We start from the raw sequence: 15536 nt of genomic DNA on the forward strand, positions 1-15536 counted from the left end.
CGGCCCGGCATGATCCGAAAGAAAACGGCCTAGACGACCGGCCCGTCCGCCCGCTCCACCTGCCGGCTGCCGGTCAGGGTGCGGTACGAGCGCAGGTGCTTGCTGGTGGCGGCGGGGTCGGTCTTGTCCGAGACGGCGAAGTAGTCCATCTGGGTGCGCGCGGCGGTGACGTCCAGGACGCCGTAGCCGTGCGAGTCCATGTCCAGCCACTTCACGTGCCGGTTGGCGGCCCGGATGGCGGCGACGCCGACCAGCGAGACCGTGTGCGGGGCGACGTGCAGGAAGTCGTCCACGTTGTCGGAGGTGACGGAGGTGACCACGAACTCCGTCGCCACCGGCCGGGTGGCGGGGTAGGTCGCCGCCTCCAGGGGCACGTCGTTGGCCCACGCCATGTGGATGTCGCCGGTCAGGAAGACGGTGTTGTCGATGCCGCGGTCGCTGAGGTGGCCGAGCAGCTCGCGCCGGTCGTCGGTGTAGCCGTCCCACTGGTCGGTGTTGACCGCCAGGCCCTCCTTGGGGATGCCGAGGATCTCGGCGAGCGGGCCGAGCAGGTGCGCGGGCACCGAGCCGAAGGCCACCTGCGAGATCATCACCGAGGTGCCGACCAGACGCCAGGCGGTGTCGGAGCGTTCCAGGCCGGCCTTGAGCCAGTCCAGCTGGGCCCGGCCGGTGATCGTCCGGCTCGGGTCGTCGACCGCGCCGCTGCCCGGCTTCGCCTGCTCGTCGCGGAACGACCGCAGGTCCAGCAGGTGCAGGTCGGCCAGGGTGCCGAAGCGCAGCCGGCGGTAGGTGGTGCCGGCGATCGACGGGCGCACCGGCATCCACTCGAAGTACGCCTGCTTGGCCGCGGCCACCCGCGCGGACCAGGAGCCCTCGGTGCCCGGGGTGTGGTTGACCGCGCCGCCCTTCCAGGCGTTGTCGGCGAACTCGTGGTCGTCCCAGATGGCGATGACCGGGTGGGTGGCGTGCATGGCCAGGGCGTCCGGGTCGGCCTTGTGGGCGCCGTGCCGGATGCGGTAGTCGGCGAGGGTGAGCAGTTCGTGGGCGGGGGTGTGCGGGCGGACCACGTACTTGAAGTCCGGGAACTCGCCGGACTTGTACTCGTAGAGGTAGTCGCCGAGGTGCAGCACCGCGTCCAGCTCGGTACGGGCGGCCAGGTGCCGGTACGCCGAGAAGTAGCCGGACTCCCAGTTGGCGCAGGAGACCACGCCGAAGCGGACGTTGCCGGCCGCGGTGTCGTGCGCGGGGGCGGTGCGGGTGCGGCCGACGGGGGAGTACCCGCCGCCGGCGGCGAAGCGGTAGTAGTAGGTGGTGGCCGGGCGCAGGCCGCGGACGTCCGCCTTGACGGTGTGGTCGTGGTCCGCGGAGGCGGTCACCTTGCCGTGTGCGACGACGGTGGTGAAGCCCTTGTCGCCCGCCACCTCCCACGTGACCTCGGTGGCAGGTCCGCGGCCGGAGCCCGGGGTGGCCGACGGTGTGGGGGTGACCCGGGTCCACAGCAGGACGCCGTCCGGGAGGGGGTCTCCGGAGGCGACCCCGTGCTGGAAGAACTGGCCCTGTTCCGTGGCCTGTTGGGCGTGCGCGGCGGTGGCGCCGGCGAACGGCAGGAGGGCGGCGGTGGCGGCTACGGCCGTAACGGCGGAGCGGCGTGATATCTGGTCATGAGCGGTCACGGGCGCTCACCTTACTGGCCGGTAGGACATCAACGGGAGGGTGAATCCCGGGATTTCCGAGAATTCGCCCTCCCGTCCCCGTGCCGTAAGGACGGCGGGCCCGCTCCCGGCGGGCCGGCCGCTCAGTGGCCGCCCGTGGGGTCCTTCTCGCCCTCACGGATGCCCTTCCCGCCGCCGGAGCCCTTGCCGGCCCCCGTGCCCTTCGCCGGGCCGAACTCCTTGTCGATCATCTTCTTGAAGCCGGCCAGCGCGAGCTGGTTGTACTGCGCCTCCGTCATCCGGCGCTGCGGGATCTGGTCCATCACCAGCTTCTTGTCGCCGTGCATGAACGTCGGCGTGCCCTTGACGCCCTTGCGGCCGAAGAGCGCGGTCATGTCCATCGTCCAGCGGTCGTAGGTGCCCTTCTTGACCGCCGTCTCGAACGCCTTGTTGTTCTTCAGCTCCGGCACCTCGGCGGCGACCTTGAGCAGCTCGGAGTCCTTGGCGTAGAGGTCCTCGCGCTCATCGGGGTGGAACTTGGTGGAGTACAGCGCGGTCTTGTACTTCAGGAACGCCTCCGGGCTGACGTTCAGCGCGGCGCCGAGCGCGCTCAGCGCGTTCTTCGAGCCCTCGCCGCCCTGCATGCCGTCGATGAACGAGTACATCGTGTAACGGACCTTGTAGCGGCCGTCCTTGATGTCCTTCAGCAGCGCCGTGCCGCTGCTCTGCTCGAACGCCGCACAGGCCGGGCAGCGGACGTCCTCGAAGACCTCCAGCGTCTGGGTGGCCTTCGGGTCGCCTATCAGGATCTCGGTGTGGTCCTTGCCCTGGGTGTGCGCCGGTGCGACCTGCGGGGCCTCCTTGGCGGCCTCCCAGCCGGTCGGCTCGTTGGCCTTCATCACGGCGAAGCCGATGCCGCCGGCCACGGCCAGCACGCCGACGACCGAGACCGCCACGACGAGCTGGCGGCGCATCCGGTCCTTCTTCTTCTGGCGCTCGCGCTCGGCCCGGATGCGTTCGCGGGCCGCGGTCTTGCTCGCCTGGCTGTTACGGGTGCTCATGGGGGGTCCCCTCAAGGGTCTGATGGCTCGTACGGACGGGTCAGGCGGCGGCCGTACGGGGAGGGCCGCGGCGCCGTACGCAGTGCACGAGGAGGGGGAGCGGGCGGGCCGGCGGCAGCGGGCGCAGCGGGCGGATCCGCCGGCGGGGCGGGAGGGGCGCGGCGCCGGCCACCGCGACGGCGGTCAGCAGGGGCCGGAAGGTGGCGGTCGCGGCCGTGCGCAGCAGGGCGTCCAGGGCGGCGTCGCCGCGGTGCAGCCAGCCGGCCGCCAACAGTCCGACGGCCAGGTGTGCCGCGAGCAGCAGCCAGGGCGCCGCGGCCGGCGGCAGCGGAAAGGCCGGGCGGGCGGTGATACCGGCCAGCGGGGAGCCCAACTCGCCGCCCCGGCACAGCAGATGCACGCCGACCGAGCGCAGCGGGCCGGCGAGGGGGCCGCCGGCCGGGCCGTAACAGGTGTGCTGCCCGGCGGTGAAGACGGTGTCCGCGGCCAGCTCCAGCGGGACCAGCAGCGCGGCGACGGCACGGTAGCCGCGCCGCCGGCCGGTCAGCGCGTAGGCCGCGGCGAACACCCCGGCGCAGACCGCGACGACCGTCGCGGGCGGCAACGGGGTGTGCGACAGCAGGACGTGGGAGGCCGCGGACAGCGTGGTGCACAGCGCGGTGAACAGCGCCGCCCGCACCACCCTGAGTTCAGCCCACGGCGCGGCCTCCGGGCGCGCTCCCCTCGCCTGCATGGGCGGGAGTCTGCCATGTGCACGGCAGGGGCCCGGGTCAAGATTTGGCATCGGCCGGCGTGCGGGTCCGCACGCCGGCCGGGGGTCACGGCCGTGACCGGGTCACTTCTTCAGCTCCTTGTCGACCATGGAGTTGAAGGCGGGCACGGTCGACGGGGCCACCTTGCCCTGGGCGCTGTCCGTGCCGATGACGGTGTCGTTGACCTTCAGCGTCGGGGTGCTGGCGACTTCCTTGTGCCCGTTGAACTCGGTGGACATCTCCAGCGCCCACCGGTCGAACGTGCCGCCCTTGACGTCCTTCTGGAAGGCGGCGTTGCCCTTGAGCGCCGGCACGGTGTCGGCGACCTTGATCAGGTAGCTGTCGTCGGCGAACTTGTCCGGACCGGTCTCGTCCGGGTGGTACGTCTTGGAGTACAGCGCGTACTTGTACTTGAGGAAGGCGTCCGGGCTGACGTTGAGCGCGGCGCCCAGCGCGGACAGCGCGTTCTTGGAGCCGGTGCCCTTGAGGTTGGTGTCGAGGAACGTGCCCAGGTGGTAGGCGGCCTTGTACCTGCCGTCCTTGATGTCCTTCTCGACGGTCGTGCCGACGTTCTGCTCGAAGTTGGCGCAGCCGGGGCAGCGCGGGTCCTCGAAGAGGCTGAGGGTGTTCTTGGCGTCCGGCTTGCCGATCACGACGGTGGTGCCGTTGGCGCCGGAGGTGTTGGCCGGCTTGACGAGCTTGGCCTTGGCGGCCTTCGCCCAGACCTGGCTGCCGCCCGCGCTGTCGGCGGCGGTACCGCCCGAGTCGCCGCCGCCCGAGTTCGTGACCGCGACCCCGATACCACCGGCTATCGCCAGGACGGCGACGATCGCCCCGCCGACGATCAGCTGCCGGCGGACCTTCTCCTTCTTCGCCTGCCGTGCACGCTCCGCGCGCAGCCGCTCGCGGGCTGCCTGCTTGTTGGCCTGGCTGTTGCGGTTGCTCATGACTGTTCCTGCTCCGTGAAAATCCGTGGGACATCGAGAGGTGCTGTGCGTGCCGTCGAGGGCGTACGCGCGCGGGCGTACGCACGCCGCGCGGCCGGACGGGAGAGCCGGCTGCTACGCGGCGAGCGCGCAGGGCGGCCCGCGGCGCACGACACAGTGCACGAGCAGGGGAGCGGTGCGGGCGGGGTGCCCGGTCCGTACCGGGGCCGGCGCCGGGCGGCGGGGAGCGGCGGTGGCGCCGATGACCGCGACCGCGATCAGCAGCGGGCGGAAGGCGAAGCCGGCCACCGCGCCCAGCAGCTGGGCCAGCGCGGCCTCGCCGCGGCGCAGCCAGCCGGCCGCCAGCAGCCCGACGGCCAGGTGGGCCGCGAGCAGCAGCAGCCAGACCGTGCCGGGCGCGGCGGGCGCGGCGGCGTCCTCGGACAGCCGGGTCAGCGGGCCGCCGACCGCTCCGCCGCCGCACAGCAGATCCACGCCCAGCGAGCGCAGCGGCCCGGCGACCGGACCGCCCGCCCCGCCGTAACAGGTGTGCTGCCCGATGCTGAAGACCAGGTCGGCGGCGAGTTCCACGGGCACCAGCAGCGCCGCGATCCGCCAGTAGCCGCGCTCGCGGCCGGCCAGCGCGTAGGCGAGCGCGAAGACGGCCGCGGACAGCGCGGCGACGGTGGCCGGCGGCAGCGGCATACGGGACAGCAGCACATGGGACGCCGCGGACAGCGTCACGCACAGCGCCGTGAAGAGCGCCGCGCGCAGTGCCCGCAGATGTGCCGCCGAGATGTCCATTGCTGCCGAGTGTGCCATGGGCCGGGGTAAGCGGCGCCTAAGGGGGTGCGAACCCGTACGGACCGGAAATTCCGGCCGCCGCACGGCACGCCCGCCCCTGTGGCGCCGCCTGCGCCGCGCCGTCCTACAGGCCCGGGATCCGGCCGTTGCGGAAGAGGTCCACGAAGATCTGGTGGTCGGCGCGGGCCCGGGCGCCGTAGGAGTGCGCGAAGTCCACCAGCAGCGGGGCGAAGCCCTCCTCGTCGGCGGCGATGGCCGCGTCTATGGCCCGCTCGGTCGAGAAGGGCACCAGGGAGTGGCCGCTCTCGTCGTCGGCCGCGGCGTGCATCGTGGCCGTCGCCCGCCCCAGGTCGGCGACCACGGCGGAGATCTCCTCCGGGTCGTCGATGTCCGACCAGTCCAGGTCGACCGCGTACGGCGAGATCTCGGCGACCAGCTGGCCGGCGCCGTCCAGCTCGGTCCAGCCCAGCCAGGGGTCGGCGTGGTCCTGCAGCGCGCGCTGGGAGATGACCGTGCGGTGGCCCTCGTGCTGGAAGTAGCCGCGCACCGCGGCATCGGTGATGTGCCGGGAGACCGCCGGGGTCTGCGCCTGCTTCATGTAGATCACCACGTCGTTCTCCAGGGCGTCGCTGTTGCCCTCGAGCAGGATGTTGTACGACGGCAGACCGGCCGAGCCGATGCCGATGCCGCGCCGGCCCACCACGTCCTTGACCCGGTAGGAGTCCGGGCGGGTCAGGCTCGACTCCGGCAGCGTCTCCAGATAGCCGTCGAAGGCGGCGAGCACCTTGTAGCGGGTGGCCGCGTCCAGCTCGACGCTGCCACCGCCCTCCGCGAAGCGCCGCTCGAAGTCACGGATCTCGGTCATCGAGTCCAGCAGCGCGAACCGGGTCAGCGAACGGGCGTCGCGCAGCGCGCCCAGCAGCGGGCCCTCCGCGGTGTCCAGGGTGAACGGCGGCAGCTCGTCCCCGTCGAAGGCCCGGGTCCTGGACGCCAGGGCGTGGATCCGCTCCCGGTAGGCGGCGGCGTAGGTCCGCACCAGATCGGTGATCTGCTTGTCGCTGAGCGCCTTGGCGTAGCCGATCAGCGCGACGGAGGCGGCGAACCGCTTCAGGTCCCAGGTGAACGGGCCGACGTACGCCTCGTCGAAGTCGTTGACGTTGAAGATCAGCCGGCCCGTGGCGTCCATGTACGTACCGAAGTTCTCGGCGTGCAGATCGCCGTGGATCCACACCCGGCCGGTCCGCTCGTCCAGATACGGGCCGCTGTCCTTCCCGTCCTCCAGGTCGCGGTAGAACAGGCAGGCCGTGCCCCGGTAGAAGGCGAAGGCGGAGGCGGCCATCTTCCGGAACTTGACGCGGAAGGCCGCGGGGTCGGCGGCGAGCAGCTCTCCGAAGGCGGTGTCGAAGACGGCGAGGATCTCCTCGCCGCGCTGCGCGGCGTCCTGCGCCGGGGCGTGCTGGGACGGCATCGCTGGGTGCCTCCTGAAGTGCGTGAAAGATACGGAGAGCCGGGCGGATCCGGGTCGCGGATCTGCTCCTGACAACGGGCGAGGCTACTCGTGAGTGCCCCGCGATTGTCAGTGGGGAGTCGTAGACTTCGACACCGTTCCACCAACCGTCCTCTGGAGGTCCCGCACCGTGGCCAAGCCGCCGTTCACGCATCTGCATGTCCACACCCAGTACTCGCTGCTGGACGGTGCGGCGCGGCTGTCGGACATGTTCAAGGCGGCCAACGAGATGGGCATGACGCACATCGCGATGTCCGACCACGGCAACCTCCACGGCGCCTACGACTTCTTCCACTCGGCGCAGAAGGCCGGGGTCACGCCGATCATCGGGATCGAGGCGTACGTGGCGCCCGAGTCGCGGCGCAACAAGCGCAAGATCCAGTGGGGCCAGCCGCACCAGAAGCGCGACGACGTCTCCGGTTCCGGTGGTTACACGCACAAGACGATCTGGGCGGCGAACAAGACCGGTCTGCACAACCTCTTCCGGCTCTCCTCCGACGCGTACGCCGAGGGCTGGCTGCAGAAGTGGCCGCGGATGGACAAGGAGACCATCGCCCAGTGGTCGGAGGGCCTGATCGCCTCCACCGGCTGCCCGTCCGGTGAGCTCCAGACCCGGCTGCGGCTGGGTCAGTACGAGGAGGCGCGCAAGGCCGCCGCCGAGTACCAGGACATCTTCGGCAAGGACCGGTACTTCCTGGAGCTGATGGACCACGGCATCGAGATCGAGCGCCGGGTCCGCGACGATCTGCTGAAGATCGGCAAGGAACTGGGCATCCCGCCGCTGGTGACCAACGACTCGCACTACACCTACGCGCACGAGTCGACGGCGCACGACGCGCTGCTGTGCATCCAGACCGGCAAGAACCTCTCCGACCCCGACCGCTTCCGCTTCGACGGCACGGGCTACTACCTCAAGTCCACGGAGGAGATGTACGCCATCGACTCCTCGGACGCCTGGCAGCAGGGCTGCGCCAACACCCTGCTCGTCGCCGAGCAGGTCGACACCTCCGGGATGTTCGAGAAGCGCGACCTGATGCCCAAGTTCGACATCCCGGAGGGCTACACCGAGGTCACCTGGTTCCAGGAGGAGGTCCGGGTCGGCATGCAGCGCCGCTTCCCCGGCGGCGTCCCCGAGGACCGCCAGAAGCAGGCCGAGTACGAGATGGACGTCATCATCCAGATGGGGTTCCCGGGCTACTTCCTCGTCGTCGCCGACTTCATCATGTGGGCCAAGAACAACGGCATCGCGGTCGGCCCCGGCCGTGGTTCCGCGGCCGGTTCGATCGTGGCGTACGCCATGGGCATCACCGACCTCGACCCGATCGAGCACGGGCTGATCTTCGAGCGGTTCCTCAACCCCGAGCGCGTGTCCATGCCCGATGTCGACATCGACTTCGACGAGCGCCGGCGCGTCGAGGTCATCCGGTACGTCACGGAGAAGTACGGCGCCGACAAGGTCGCCATGATCGGCACCTACGGCAAGATCAAGGCGAAGAACGCCATCAAGGACTCCGCGCGCGTCCTGGGCTACCCGTACGCGATGGGCGACCGGCTCACCAAGGCCATGCCCGCCGACGTCCTCGGCAAGGGCATCGACCTCGACGGCATCACCAACCCCAGCCACCCGCGCTACAGCGAGGCGGGCGAGATCCGGGCGATGTACGAGAACGAACCGGACGTGAAGAAGGTCATCGACACCGCCAAGGGCGTCGAGGGCCTGGTCCGGCAGATGGGTGTGCACGCGGCCGGCGTGATCATGTCCAGCGAGCCCATCGTCGACCACGCCCCGGTCTGGGTCAGGCACACCGACAACGTCACCATCACGCAGTGGGACTACCCCCAGTGCGAGTCGCTGGGCCTGCTGAAGATGGACTTCCTGGGCCTGCGCAACCTCACCATCATGGACGACGCCGTCAAGATGGTGAAGAAGAACAAGGGCGTCGAGCTGGAGCTGCTCTCCGTCCCGCTGGACGACCCCAAGACGTACGAGATGCTCTGCCGCGGTGACACGCTCGGCGTGTTCCAGTTCGACGGCGGCCCGATGCGCTCGCTGCTGCGGCTGATGAAGCCCGACAACTTCGAGGACATTTCCGCCGTCTCGGCCCTGTACCGCCCGGGCCCGATGGGCATGGACTCGCACACCAACTACGCGCTGCGCAAGAACGGCCTCCAGGAGATCACCCCGATCCACCCGGAGCTGGAGGAGCCCCTCAAGGAGGTCCTCGGCCTCACCTACGGCCTGATCGTCTACCAGGAGCAGGTGCAGAAGGCCGCCCAGATCATCGCCGGGTACTCCCTCGGCGAGGCCGACATCCTCCGCCGCGTCATGGGCAAGAAGAAGCCCGAGGAGCTGGCGAAGAACTTCGTGCTCTTCCAGGAGGGCGCGAAGAAGAAGGGCTTCTCCGACCAGGCCATCCAGGCGCTGTGGGACGTCCTGGTCCCGTTCGCCGGCTACGCCTTCAACAAGGCGCACTCCTCCGCGTACGGCCTGGTCACATACTGGACCGCCTACCTCAAGGCCAACTACCCGGCCGAGTACATGTCCGCGCTGCTGACCTCCGTGCGCGACGACAAGGACAAGTCGGCGGTCTATCTGAACGAGTGCCGGCGCATGGGCATCAAGGTGCTCCCGCCGAACGTCAACGAGTCCGAGGCGAACTTCGCGGCCCAGGGCGACGACGTGATCCTCTTCGGCCTCACCGCGGTCCGCAACGTCGGCCAGAACGTCGTCGACTCGATCATCCGGTGCCGCAAGGCCAAGGGGAAGTACTCCTCCTTCCCCGACTACCTCGACAAGGTCGACGCGGTCGTCTGCAACAAGCGCACCACCGAATCGCTGATCAAGGCCGGCGCGTTCGACGAGATGGGCCACACCCGCAAGGGCCTGATGGCGCACTACGAGCCGATGATCGACAACGTCGTCCAGGTCAAGCGCAAGGAGGCCGAGGGGCAGTTCGACCTCTTCGGCGGCATGGGCGACGACAGCGCGGACGAGGGCCCCGGCTTCGGTCTGGACGTGGAGTTCTCCGACATCGAGTGGGACAAGACCTACCTCCTCGCCCAGGAGCGGGAGATGCTCGGCCTCTACGTCTCCGACCACCCGCTCTTCGGGCTGGAGCACGTGCTGTCCGACAAGGCGGACGCCGCCATCGCCCAGCTCACCGGCGGCGACTACTCCGACGGCTCGATCGTCACCATCGGCGGCATCATCTCCGGCCTCCAGCGCAAGATGACCAAGCAGGGCAACGCCTGGGCCATCGCCACCGTCGAGGACCTGGCCGGCTCCATCGACTGCATGTTCTTCCCGGCGACCTACCAGCTGGTGTCCACCCAACTCGTCGAGGACACCGTGGTGTTCGTCAAGGGCCGCCTCGACAAGCGCGAGGACATCCCGCGGCTGGTCGCCATGGAGATGATGGTCCCCGACCTCTCGGAGGCCGGCACCAACGCCCCGGTGACGATCACCATTCCGACGGTGAAGGTCACCCCGCCGATGGTCGAGAAGCTCGGTGAGGTGCTCAGCAGCCACCGCGGCTCGACGGAGGTGCGGATCAAGCTCCAGGGAGCGCGCAAGACCACCGTGCTGCGGCTGGACCGGCACCGGGTCACGCCCGACCCGTCCCTGTTCGGCGATCTCAAGGTGCTGCTCGGTCCGTCCTGCCTGGCGGGCTGACGCCGGAGCGAGTTACCCCGAGGGGCGCGTCCGCCGTGGACGCGCCCCTCAACTTCTCTGCGCCATATGTCAGTTGTGACCGAAGCGCCGCTCGCGGTTCTTGCGGGCGAGGTCGCCGGGAGTGGCTCCGGTGGACCGCGTCTGGGCTTCCATGGCCGACTTGTGGGCGTCCTGCTGGCCGCGCTCGGCCGCGGAAGCCTTCTGCTGACTTCGGTTCTGCTTCTTGTCCTTGGCCATGACCGTTGCCTCCTGAGGGGGAATCTGGGATCGGGGCCGGGACCAGACTTACACGCCGGACAGAAGCCTGCATTTCGGGCAATTACCCTGCGTAATACGGTCGATCACACGCTGTACCCGGGATCCCCGCCGAATCCGCCACGCCGATGATCGAGTTCGGACAGATAACGCCCGTACGGTCGGGCAGACTCGAAGAGAACTCGTGCCACGGGCCGAGCCGGGGGGCGACCGGACTTCAGCACCTCAGGAAGAGGGTGGAACGTGGATCGCTGTGTCGTCCTCGTGGACGCCGGGTATTTGCTCGGCGCCGCCGCGAGCCTGCTCGCCGGAGAGCCCGCACGTTCCCGGATCACGGTCGATCACGCCGCCCTCATCCAGGGACTGCGCCAGCGCGCCGAGGCGGACACCGAACGTCCGCTGCTGCGGATCTACTGGTTCGACGGCGCCCCGGACCGCGTCCCCCAGCCCGAGCACCGCCGGCTGCGGGTGATGCCCCGGGTCACCGTCCGGCTGGGCGCCCTGACCCGTAGCGACGGCCGCTGGGCGCAGAAGGGCGTGGACGCCGCGATGCACGCCGAGCTGACCGAGCTCGCCCGTAACCGCGCCTGTTCCGACATCGTCCTGGTGACCGGCGACGGTGATCTGCTGCCGGGCCTGATGTCGGCGAAGGAGCACGGCGTCGCCGTCCACCTGTGGGCCGTCCAGGCCGCGGACGGCGACTACAACCAGTCCGAGGACCTGGTCGCCGAGGCCGATGAGCGCCGGGTGCTCGACCGCAGCTGGATCACCCGTGCGGTGCGCGCCAAGGAGCTCGGCGGGCCCTGCGCCTCGCCGCCCGCGCCCCGCCCCGAGATCGCCGCGATCCTCTCCGCGCCGCTGCCCGAGTCCGCGGTGGCGGCGGCCGCGGCGGCAGCGGCCTCCTCCGGCGGCCCGGAGTCCGGCGTCCGCGGCCACGAGGGCAACGGCGCGGTCAACGGGTCCGGGCACGGCACGGCCGCCGACGGTGTCCGGGCGGCCGGCGCCGAGCCGGGCTCCACCGCCGGGAAGGGCGTTCCCACCCCCAAGGACCTCGCCGGACTCGGCCGGGACCGCGCCGCCGGCCAGGGCGCGGCCGGCAACGGCACCCAGTCCCCGGCCGGCGCCACCCTGCGCTGGTCCTCCGACAAGGGCTGGGTCGAGCGCGGCGGCCCGCTGGGGGAGCCCGCCGAGACCGCCGGCCTGCCCACCCTCGCCCAGCTCACCAGCGCCGAGCAGCGCTGGGCCGACCGCGAGGAGGACATCACCGCGGTCGGCGGCGACCCCTTCGAGGTCGGCCAGGTCTTCGCCCGCCGCTGGACCGAGCGGCTCTCCGACACGGTCCACCTCCAGCAGCTGTCCACCGAGTACCCGCGCATCCCGCACCGCATCGACGGCGAACTGCTGCGCTACGCCGCCCGGTTCGGGCTGCTCGCCCACAAGGACGACCAGATCGACGAGCACGACCGCTACGCGATCCGGGCCGGGTTCTGGCGCGAGGTCGATCTGCGGACGGCCGCCGAGCACGCCCCGGCCGGCGACTGACCTGCGCCCGCCGCCCCGATCCCGGCTCGCCCCCGGGTGCCCCGCGGGCCGGGGACGGCCCGGGGACGCGTACCCTCGTAGCTCGTGAGGACGGGCGCAACACAGGCGGAGCGCGGCGGGCCGGTGTGCGCCGTGCGGGACCTGGTCAAGACGTACCCCGCGATGCGCGGGCGCCGCGGTGCGGCACAGGCGCCCGCCGTACGGGCCAACGACGGCATCACCCTGGACGTACGCCGCGGCGAGATCTTCGGGCTGCTCGGCCCCAACGGCGCCGGCAAGTCCACCCTGGTCCGCCAGCTGACCGGGCTGCTGCGCCCGGACTCCGGCAGCATCGCCGTACTGGGCCACGACCTGGTGCGCCACCCGGAGCGGGCCGCCCGGCTGCTCGGCTACCTGGGGCAGGAGTCCACCGCCCTGGACGAGATGACGGTCGCCCTCGCCGTGGAGACCACCGGCCGGCTGCGCGGCCTGGCCACCCGTGCGGCGCGCGCCGAGCGGGACGCGGTGGTCGAGGAACTGGGCCTCACGGACCTCGCGGGCCGGGCGCTGAAGAAGCTGTCCGGCGGGCAGCGGCGGCTGGCCTGCGTCGCCACCGCGCTGATCGGTGAGCGTCCGCTGCTGGTGCTGGACGAGCCCACCACCGGCATGGACCCGGTCGCGCGGCGCGCCGTGTGGGCCGCGGTGGACCGGCGCCGGGCGGAGCGCGGTGCGACGGTGGTGCTGGTGACCCACAACGTGCTGGAGGCCGAGAGCGTGCTCGACCGGGTCGCGGTGATCGACCGCGGCCGGGTGATCGCCTGCGACACGCCCGGCGGACTGAAGGACAGGGTGAGCGACGAGGTCCGGCTGGAGCTGGTCTGGCGCGACCGCCCGCCGCTGGACGTCCCCGAGGTGGCCGCCCTGGAACCGGCCGCCCGTGTCTCCGGCCGCCGCTGGACCCTGCGTCTGCCCGCCGACCGGGCGCGCGCCGCCGTCGCCGCGGTCACCGGGGGCCCCGCCTTCGCGGCCCTCGACGACTTCACCCTGGCCACGCCGAGCCTGGAGGACGTCTACCTGGCGCTGGGCGGCCGGGGCGAGGGACTGGTGAAGGCGTGAGCGGGTGCGGCGGCCGGCTGAACGCGGGTGGGGGCCGGGGACGTATCGCACATCGGGGACGGAAAGAGGAAGGCCGGGTGGCAGCGTGAGTGTCGTTTCCGCGCAGGCGGTGGCCGGGGCGTCCCCGGGCGCCGAGATGTGGCCCGAGGACGGGGCCGCCCCGCTGGCACCGCGCGCCCGCTTCGGCCCGGCGCTCGGCGCCGTCTACCGCGCCCAGCTCTCCCGGGCCCGGGTCGCCCGGATCCCGCTGCTGTTCGTCGCCACCTTCCAGTCCATCGGGATCATGGTCCTGCTGCGCGGGGTCGTGGACGGCGGTGACCCGGCGCGGTCCGTGGTCTCCGGCTCCAGCGTCCTGGTCGTCGCCTTCGTGGCGCTCAACCTGCTCGCCCAGTACTTCGGCCAGCTGCGGGCCGGCGGCGGACTCGACCACTACGCGACGCTGCCCGTGCCGCCGGCCGCGGTGGTGCTCGGCGCGGCCGGCGCGTACGCCTCCTTCACCGTGCCCGGGACGATCGTCACCGCCGTCACCGGCTGTGTGCTCTTCCAGCTGCCGATGGCCAACCTCTGGGTGCTGGCCGCCGTCCTCCCGCTCGCCGGGGCCGCGCTGGCCGGCCTGGGCGCGGCCCTCGGGCTGCTCGCCCCGCGCCCCGAACTCGCCACGCTCTGCGGCCAGTTGGGCATGTCGGCGGCACTGCTGCTGGGCGTGCTGCCGGCCGGGCGGATGCCCGAGGTGGTGGGCTGGGCGCGCGATCTGCTGCCGTCGACCTACGGCGTGGAGGCGCTGGCCCGTAGCTTCGACCCGCACCCGGACTGGGCCGCGGTCGCCGCCGACCTGGGCGTCTGCGCGGCCGTCGGCGTGCTCTCGCTGGCCGTCGCGACCTGGGCCTACCGGCGGGCGGCGGCCCGATGAGCGCCGCCGCCACCCCGAACGGGCGTCCTGCTTCCGGTCCCCCCGGTTCCACCTGGCACGATGACGGGGTGACCGCACCGCTGACGCCCCCCGACAACCAACCGCCCGAAGAGCCGCAGCACCCCGAGGCCGCGCCCGCGGGCCACGGCAGCGCCGCCGAGCACGGCGGTCTGCTCGGCCCCGACCCGGGCCGGGAGCTGCGCGAGGCCGCGCTGATCGCGCTCGGGGTCGCGGTGAGCGGCGTCCTGCTGGGTGTGGTGTGGAACTGGCTCGCCCCGCACGTCCCGCTGATCGCGGACACCCGCAACGTCTACCTCAAGAACACCGAGGGCGAGGAGGCCATCGGTGCCGACGGCACCTTCGTCCTGCTGTCGCTGGCCTTCGGTGTCGTCACCACGGCGGCGGTCTTCCTCTTCCGTCGGCGCGGCGGGATCCCGCTGGTCGCGGCACTGGTCCTGGGCGGGCTGCTCGGCGCGGCACTGGGCTGGCTGACCGGCATGTGGCTGGGCCCCACCGCGGACGTGGTCGCGCACGCCAAGCAGGCCGGCCCCGGCGTGACCTTCGACGGTCCGCTGCGCCTTCAGGCCAAGGGGGCGCTGCTGGCCTGGCCGATCGCCGCGATGCTGACGCAGCTGGCGCTGACCGGGCTGTTCGGCCCGCGTGACCCGGAACCGGAGCTCCCGGACTGGTCCGGCCACCACGACGGCCCGCCCGGCGCCGAAGCGCGCCCCCACGGCCCCCACGGGCAGGAACCGCCGCCCGCGGGCTGAGCCACGCCCCGCCCCGGCTGACCGGGGCACCCCGGGGCGGCCGCCACACCGGGCCGCCCCGTCGCGGCCGCGCGCGAGGGCCCCTCAGGCCCGGGCGATGGGCGCCAGCCGCGCCCCCGTCAGCGCCACCAGGTCCGCCGGCGACAGCTCGACCTCCAGCCCGCGCCGCCCCGCCGAGACGCACACCGTCGGCCGGCCCTCGGCCGAGGCGTCCACGACCGTCGGCAGCCGCTTGCGCTGCCCGAGCGGCGAGATCCCACCGCGGACGTAGCCCGTACTGCGCTCGGCCGCCGCCGGATCGGCCATCGCGGCGCGCTTGCCGCCCACCGCGGCCGCCAGCGCCTTGAGGTCCAGAGACCCGGACACCGGCACCACCGCGACCGTCAGGGTCCCGTCGACCTCGGCCAGCAGGGTCTTGAAGACCTGGTCGGGCGAGACACCGAGCGCCTCGGCGGCCTCCTCGCCGTACGAGGCGGCGGCCGGGTCGTGCTCGTAGGAGTGGGTGGTGAAGCGGACGCCCGCCTCGGTGAGGGCGACCGTCGCGGGGGTGCCGACGGACTTCCTGGACTTCTTCGCCAACGTCTTCGTG

The 15536-nt window shown here is 72.0% G+C and carries 13 protein-coding genes; 5 read left to right on the forward strand and 8 right to left on the reverse strand.

From position 1 onward, the window contains the following. Positions 1–29: 29 nt before the first annotated feature. From OO62_RS22640 to OO62_RS22665, 6 genes are all read right to left on the reverse strand, one after another. Complete coding sequence (locus tag OO62_RS22640) at positions 30–1673, reverse strand: alkaline phosphatase D family protein (RefSeq protein ID WP_033269375.1); 1644 nt, start codon at positions 1671–1673, stop codon at positions 30–32. Between the two features lie 122 nt (positions 1674–1795). Then, on the reverse strand, positions 1796–2713 hold the full coding sequence (locus tag OO62_RS22645; protein ID WP_033269376.1) for a thioredoxin domain-containing protein: 918 nt from the start codon (positions 2711–2713) through the stop codon (positions 1796–1798). A gap of 40 nt (positions 2714–2753) precedes the next feature. After that, positions 2754–3446 carry a hypothetical protein gene (locus OO62_RS22650; RefSeq protein WP_051733525.1) on the reverse strand — a complete coding sequence of 231 codons (693 nt, stop codon included), beginning with the start codon at positions 3444–3446 and terminating at the stop codon, positions 2754–2756. Between the two features lie 102 nt (positions 3447–3548). Then, complete coding sequence (locus tag OO62_RS22655; RefSeq protein ID WP_033269377.1) at positions 3549–4412, reverse strand: thioredoxin domain-containing protein; 864 nt, start codon at positions 4410–4412, stop codon at positions 3549–3551. 114 nt (positions 4413–4526) lie between these two features. Next, positions 4527–5195, reverse strand: a complete 669-nt coding sequence (locus OO62_RS22660; protein ID WP_033269378.1) for a membrane protein — start codon at positions 5193–5195, stop codon at positions 4527–4529. 124 nt (positions 5196–5319) lie between these two features. Next, the gene (locus tag OO62_RS22665) at positions 5320–6663 is read right to left on the reverse strand and encodes a DUF2252 domain-containing protein (RefSeq protein WP_033269379.1); all 1344 of its coding nucleotides are present in this window, start codon (positions 6661–6663) and stop codon (positions 5320–5322) included. Between the two features lie 169 nt (positions 6664–6832). Here OO62_RS22665 and dnaE point away from each other — a divergent pair, with 169 nt between their 5' ends. After that, on the forward strand, positions 6833–10375 hold the full coding sequence (dnaE, locus tag OO62_RS22670) for a DNA polymerase III subunit alpha (protein WP_033269380.1): 3543 nt from the start codon (positions 6833–6835) through the stop codon (positions 10373–10375). Between the two features lie 69 nt (positions 10376–10444). On the opposite strand, the gene OO62_RS40015 is transcribed toward dnaE, so the two are convergent. Then, positions 10445–10612, reverse strand: a complete 168-nt coding sequence (locus tag OO62_RS40015) for a hypothetical protein (RefSeq protein ID WP_164993272.1) — start codon at positions 10610–10612, stop codon at positions 10445–10447. A 261-nt stretch (positions 10613–10873) separates the two neighbouring features. Here OO62_RS40015 and OO62_RS22675 point away from each other — a divergent pair, with 261 nt between their 5' ends. The 4 genes from OO62_RS22675 to OO62_RS22690 all read left to right on the forward strand — a co-directional run bounded on the left by OO62_RS22675 (position 10874) and on the right by OO62_RS22690 (position 14947). After that, on the forward strand, positions 10874–12172 hold the full coding sequence (locus OO62_RS22675) for an NYN domain-containing protein (RefSeq protein WP_033269381.1): 1299 nt from the start codon (positions 10874–10876) through the stop codon (positions 12170–12172). A gap of 123 nt (positions 12173–12295) precedes the next feature. After that, complete coding sequence (locus OO62_RS22680; RefSeq protein ID WP_033269382.1) at positions 12296–13267, forward strand: ABC transporter ATP-binding protein; 972 nt, start codon at positions 12296–12298, stop codon at positions 13265–13267. Between the two features lie 136 nt (positions 13268–13403). Next, a complete protein-coding gene (locus OO62_RS22685; RefSeq protein ID WP_033269435.1) occupies positions 13404–14177 on the forward strand; it encodes an ABC transporter permease in 774 nt (257 codons plus the stop codon). 68 nt (positions 14178–14245) lie between these two features. After that, positions 14246–14947: a DUF2567 domain-containing protein gene (locus tag OO62_RS22690; RefSeq protein WP_051733526.1), complete on the forward strand. Its 702-nt coding sequence runs from the start codon at positions 14246–14248 to the stop codon at positions 14945–14947. Between the two features lie 84 nt (positions 14948–15031). On the opposite strand, the gene ybaK is transcribed toward OO62_RS22690, so the two are convergent. Beyond that, positions 15032–15526, reverse strand: a complete 495-nt coding sequence (ybaK, locus tag OO62_RS22695) for a Cys-tRNA(Pro) deacylase (RefSeq protein WP_033269383.1) — start codon at positions 15524–15526, stop codon at positions 15032–15034. Between the last annotated feature and the right edge of the window lie 10 nt (positions 15527–15536).

The organism is Streptomyces lydicus, from assembly GCF_000717345.1.
Lineage (GTDB): Bacteria > Actinomycetota > Actinomycetes > Streptomycetales > Streptomycetaceae > Streptomyces > Streptomyces lydicus.

Coding starts and splice junctions, on each gene's coding strand:
- OO62_RS22645 (WP_033269376.1), bottom strand. CDS start 2,713: ATGAGCACCCGTAACAGCCAGGCGAGCAAGACCGCGGCCCGCGAACGC.
- OO62_RS22650 (WP_051733525.1), bottom strand. CDS start 3,446: ATGCAGGCGAGGGGAGCGCGCCCGGAGGCCGCGCCGTGGGCTGAACTC.
- OO62_RS22655 (WP_033269377.1), bottom strand. CDS start 4,412: ATGAGCAACCGCAACAGCCAGGCCAACAAGCAGGCAGCCCGCGAGCGG.
- OO62_RS22660 (WP_033269378.1), bottom strand. CDS start 5,195: ATGGACATCTCGGCGGCACATCTGCGGGCACTGCGCGCGGCGCTCTTC.
- OO62_RS22665 (WP_033269379.1), bottom strand. CDS start 6,663: ATGCCGTCCCAGCACGCCCCGGCGCAGGACGCCGCGCAGCGCGGCGAG.
- OO62_RS40015 (WP_164993272.1), bottom strand. CDS start 10,612: ATGGCCAAGGACAAGAAGCAGAACCGAAGTCAGCAGAAGGCTTCCGCG.
- OO62_RS22685 (WP_033269435.1), top strand. CDS start 13,404: ATGTGGCCCGAGGACGGGGCCGCCCCGCTGGCACCGCGCGCCCGCTTC.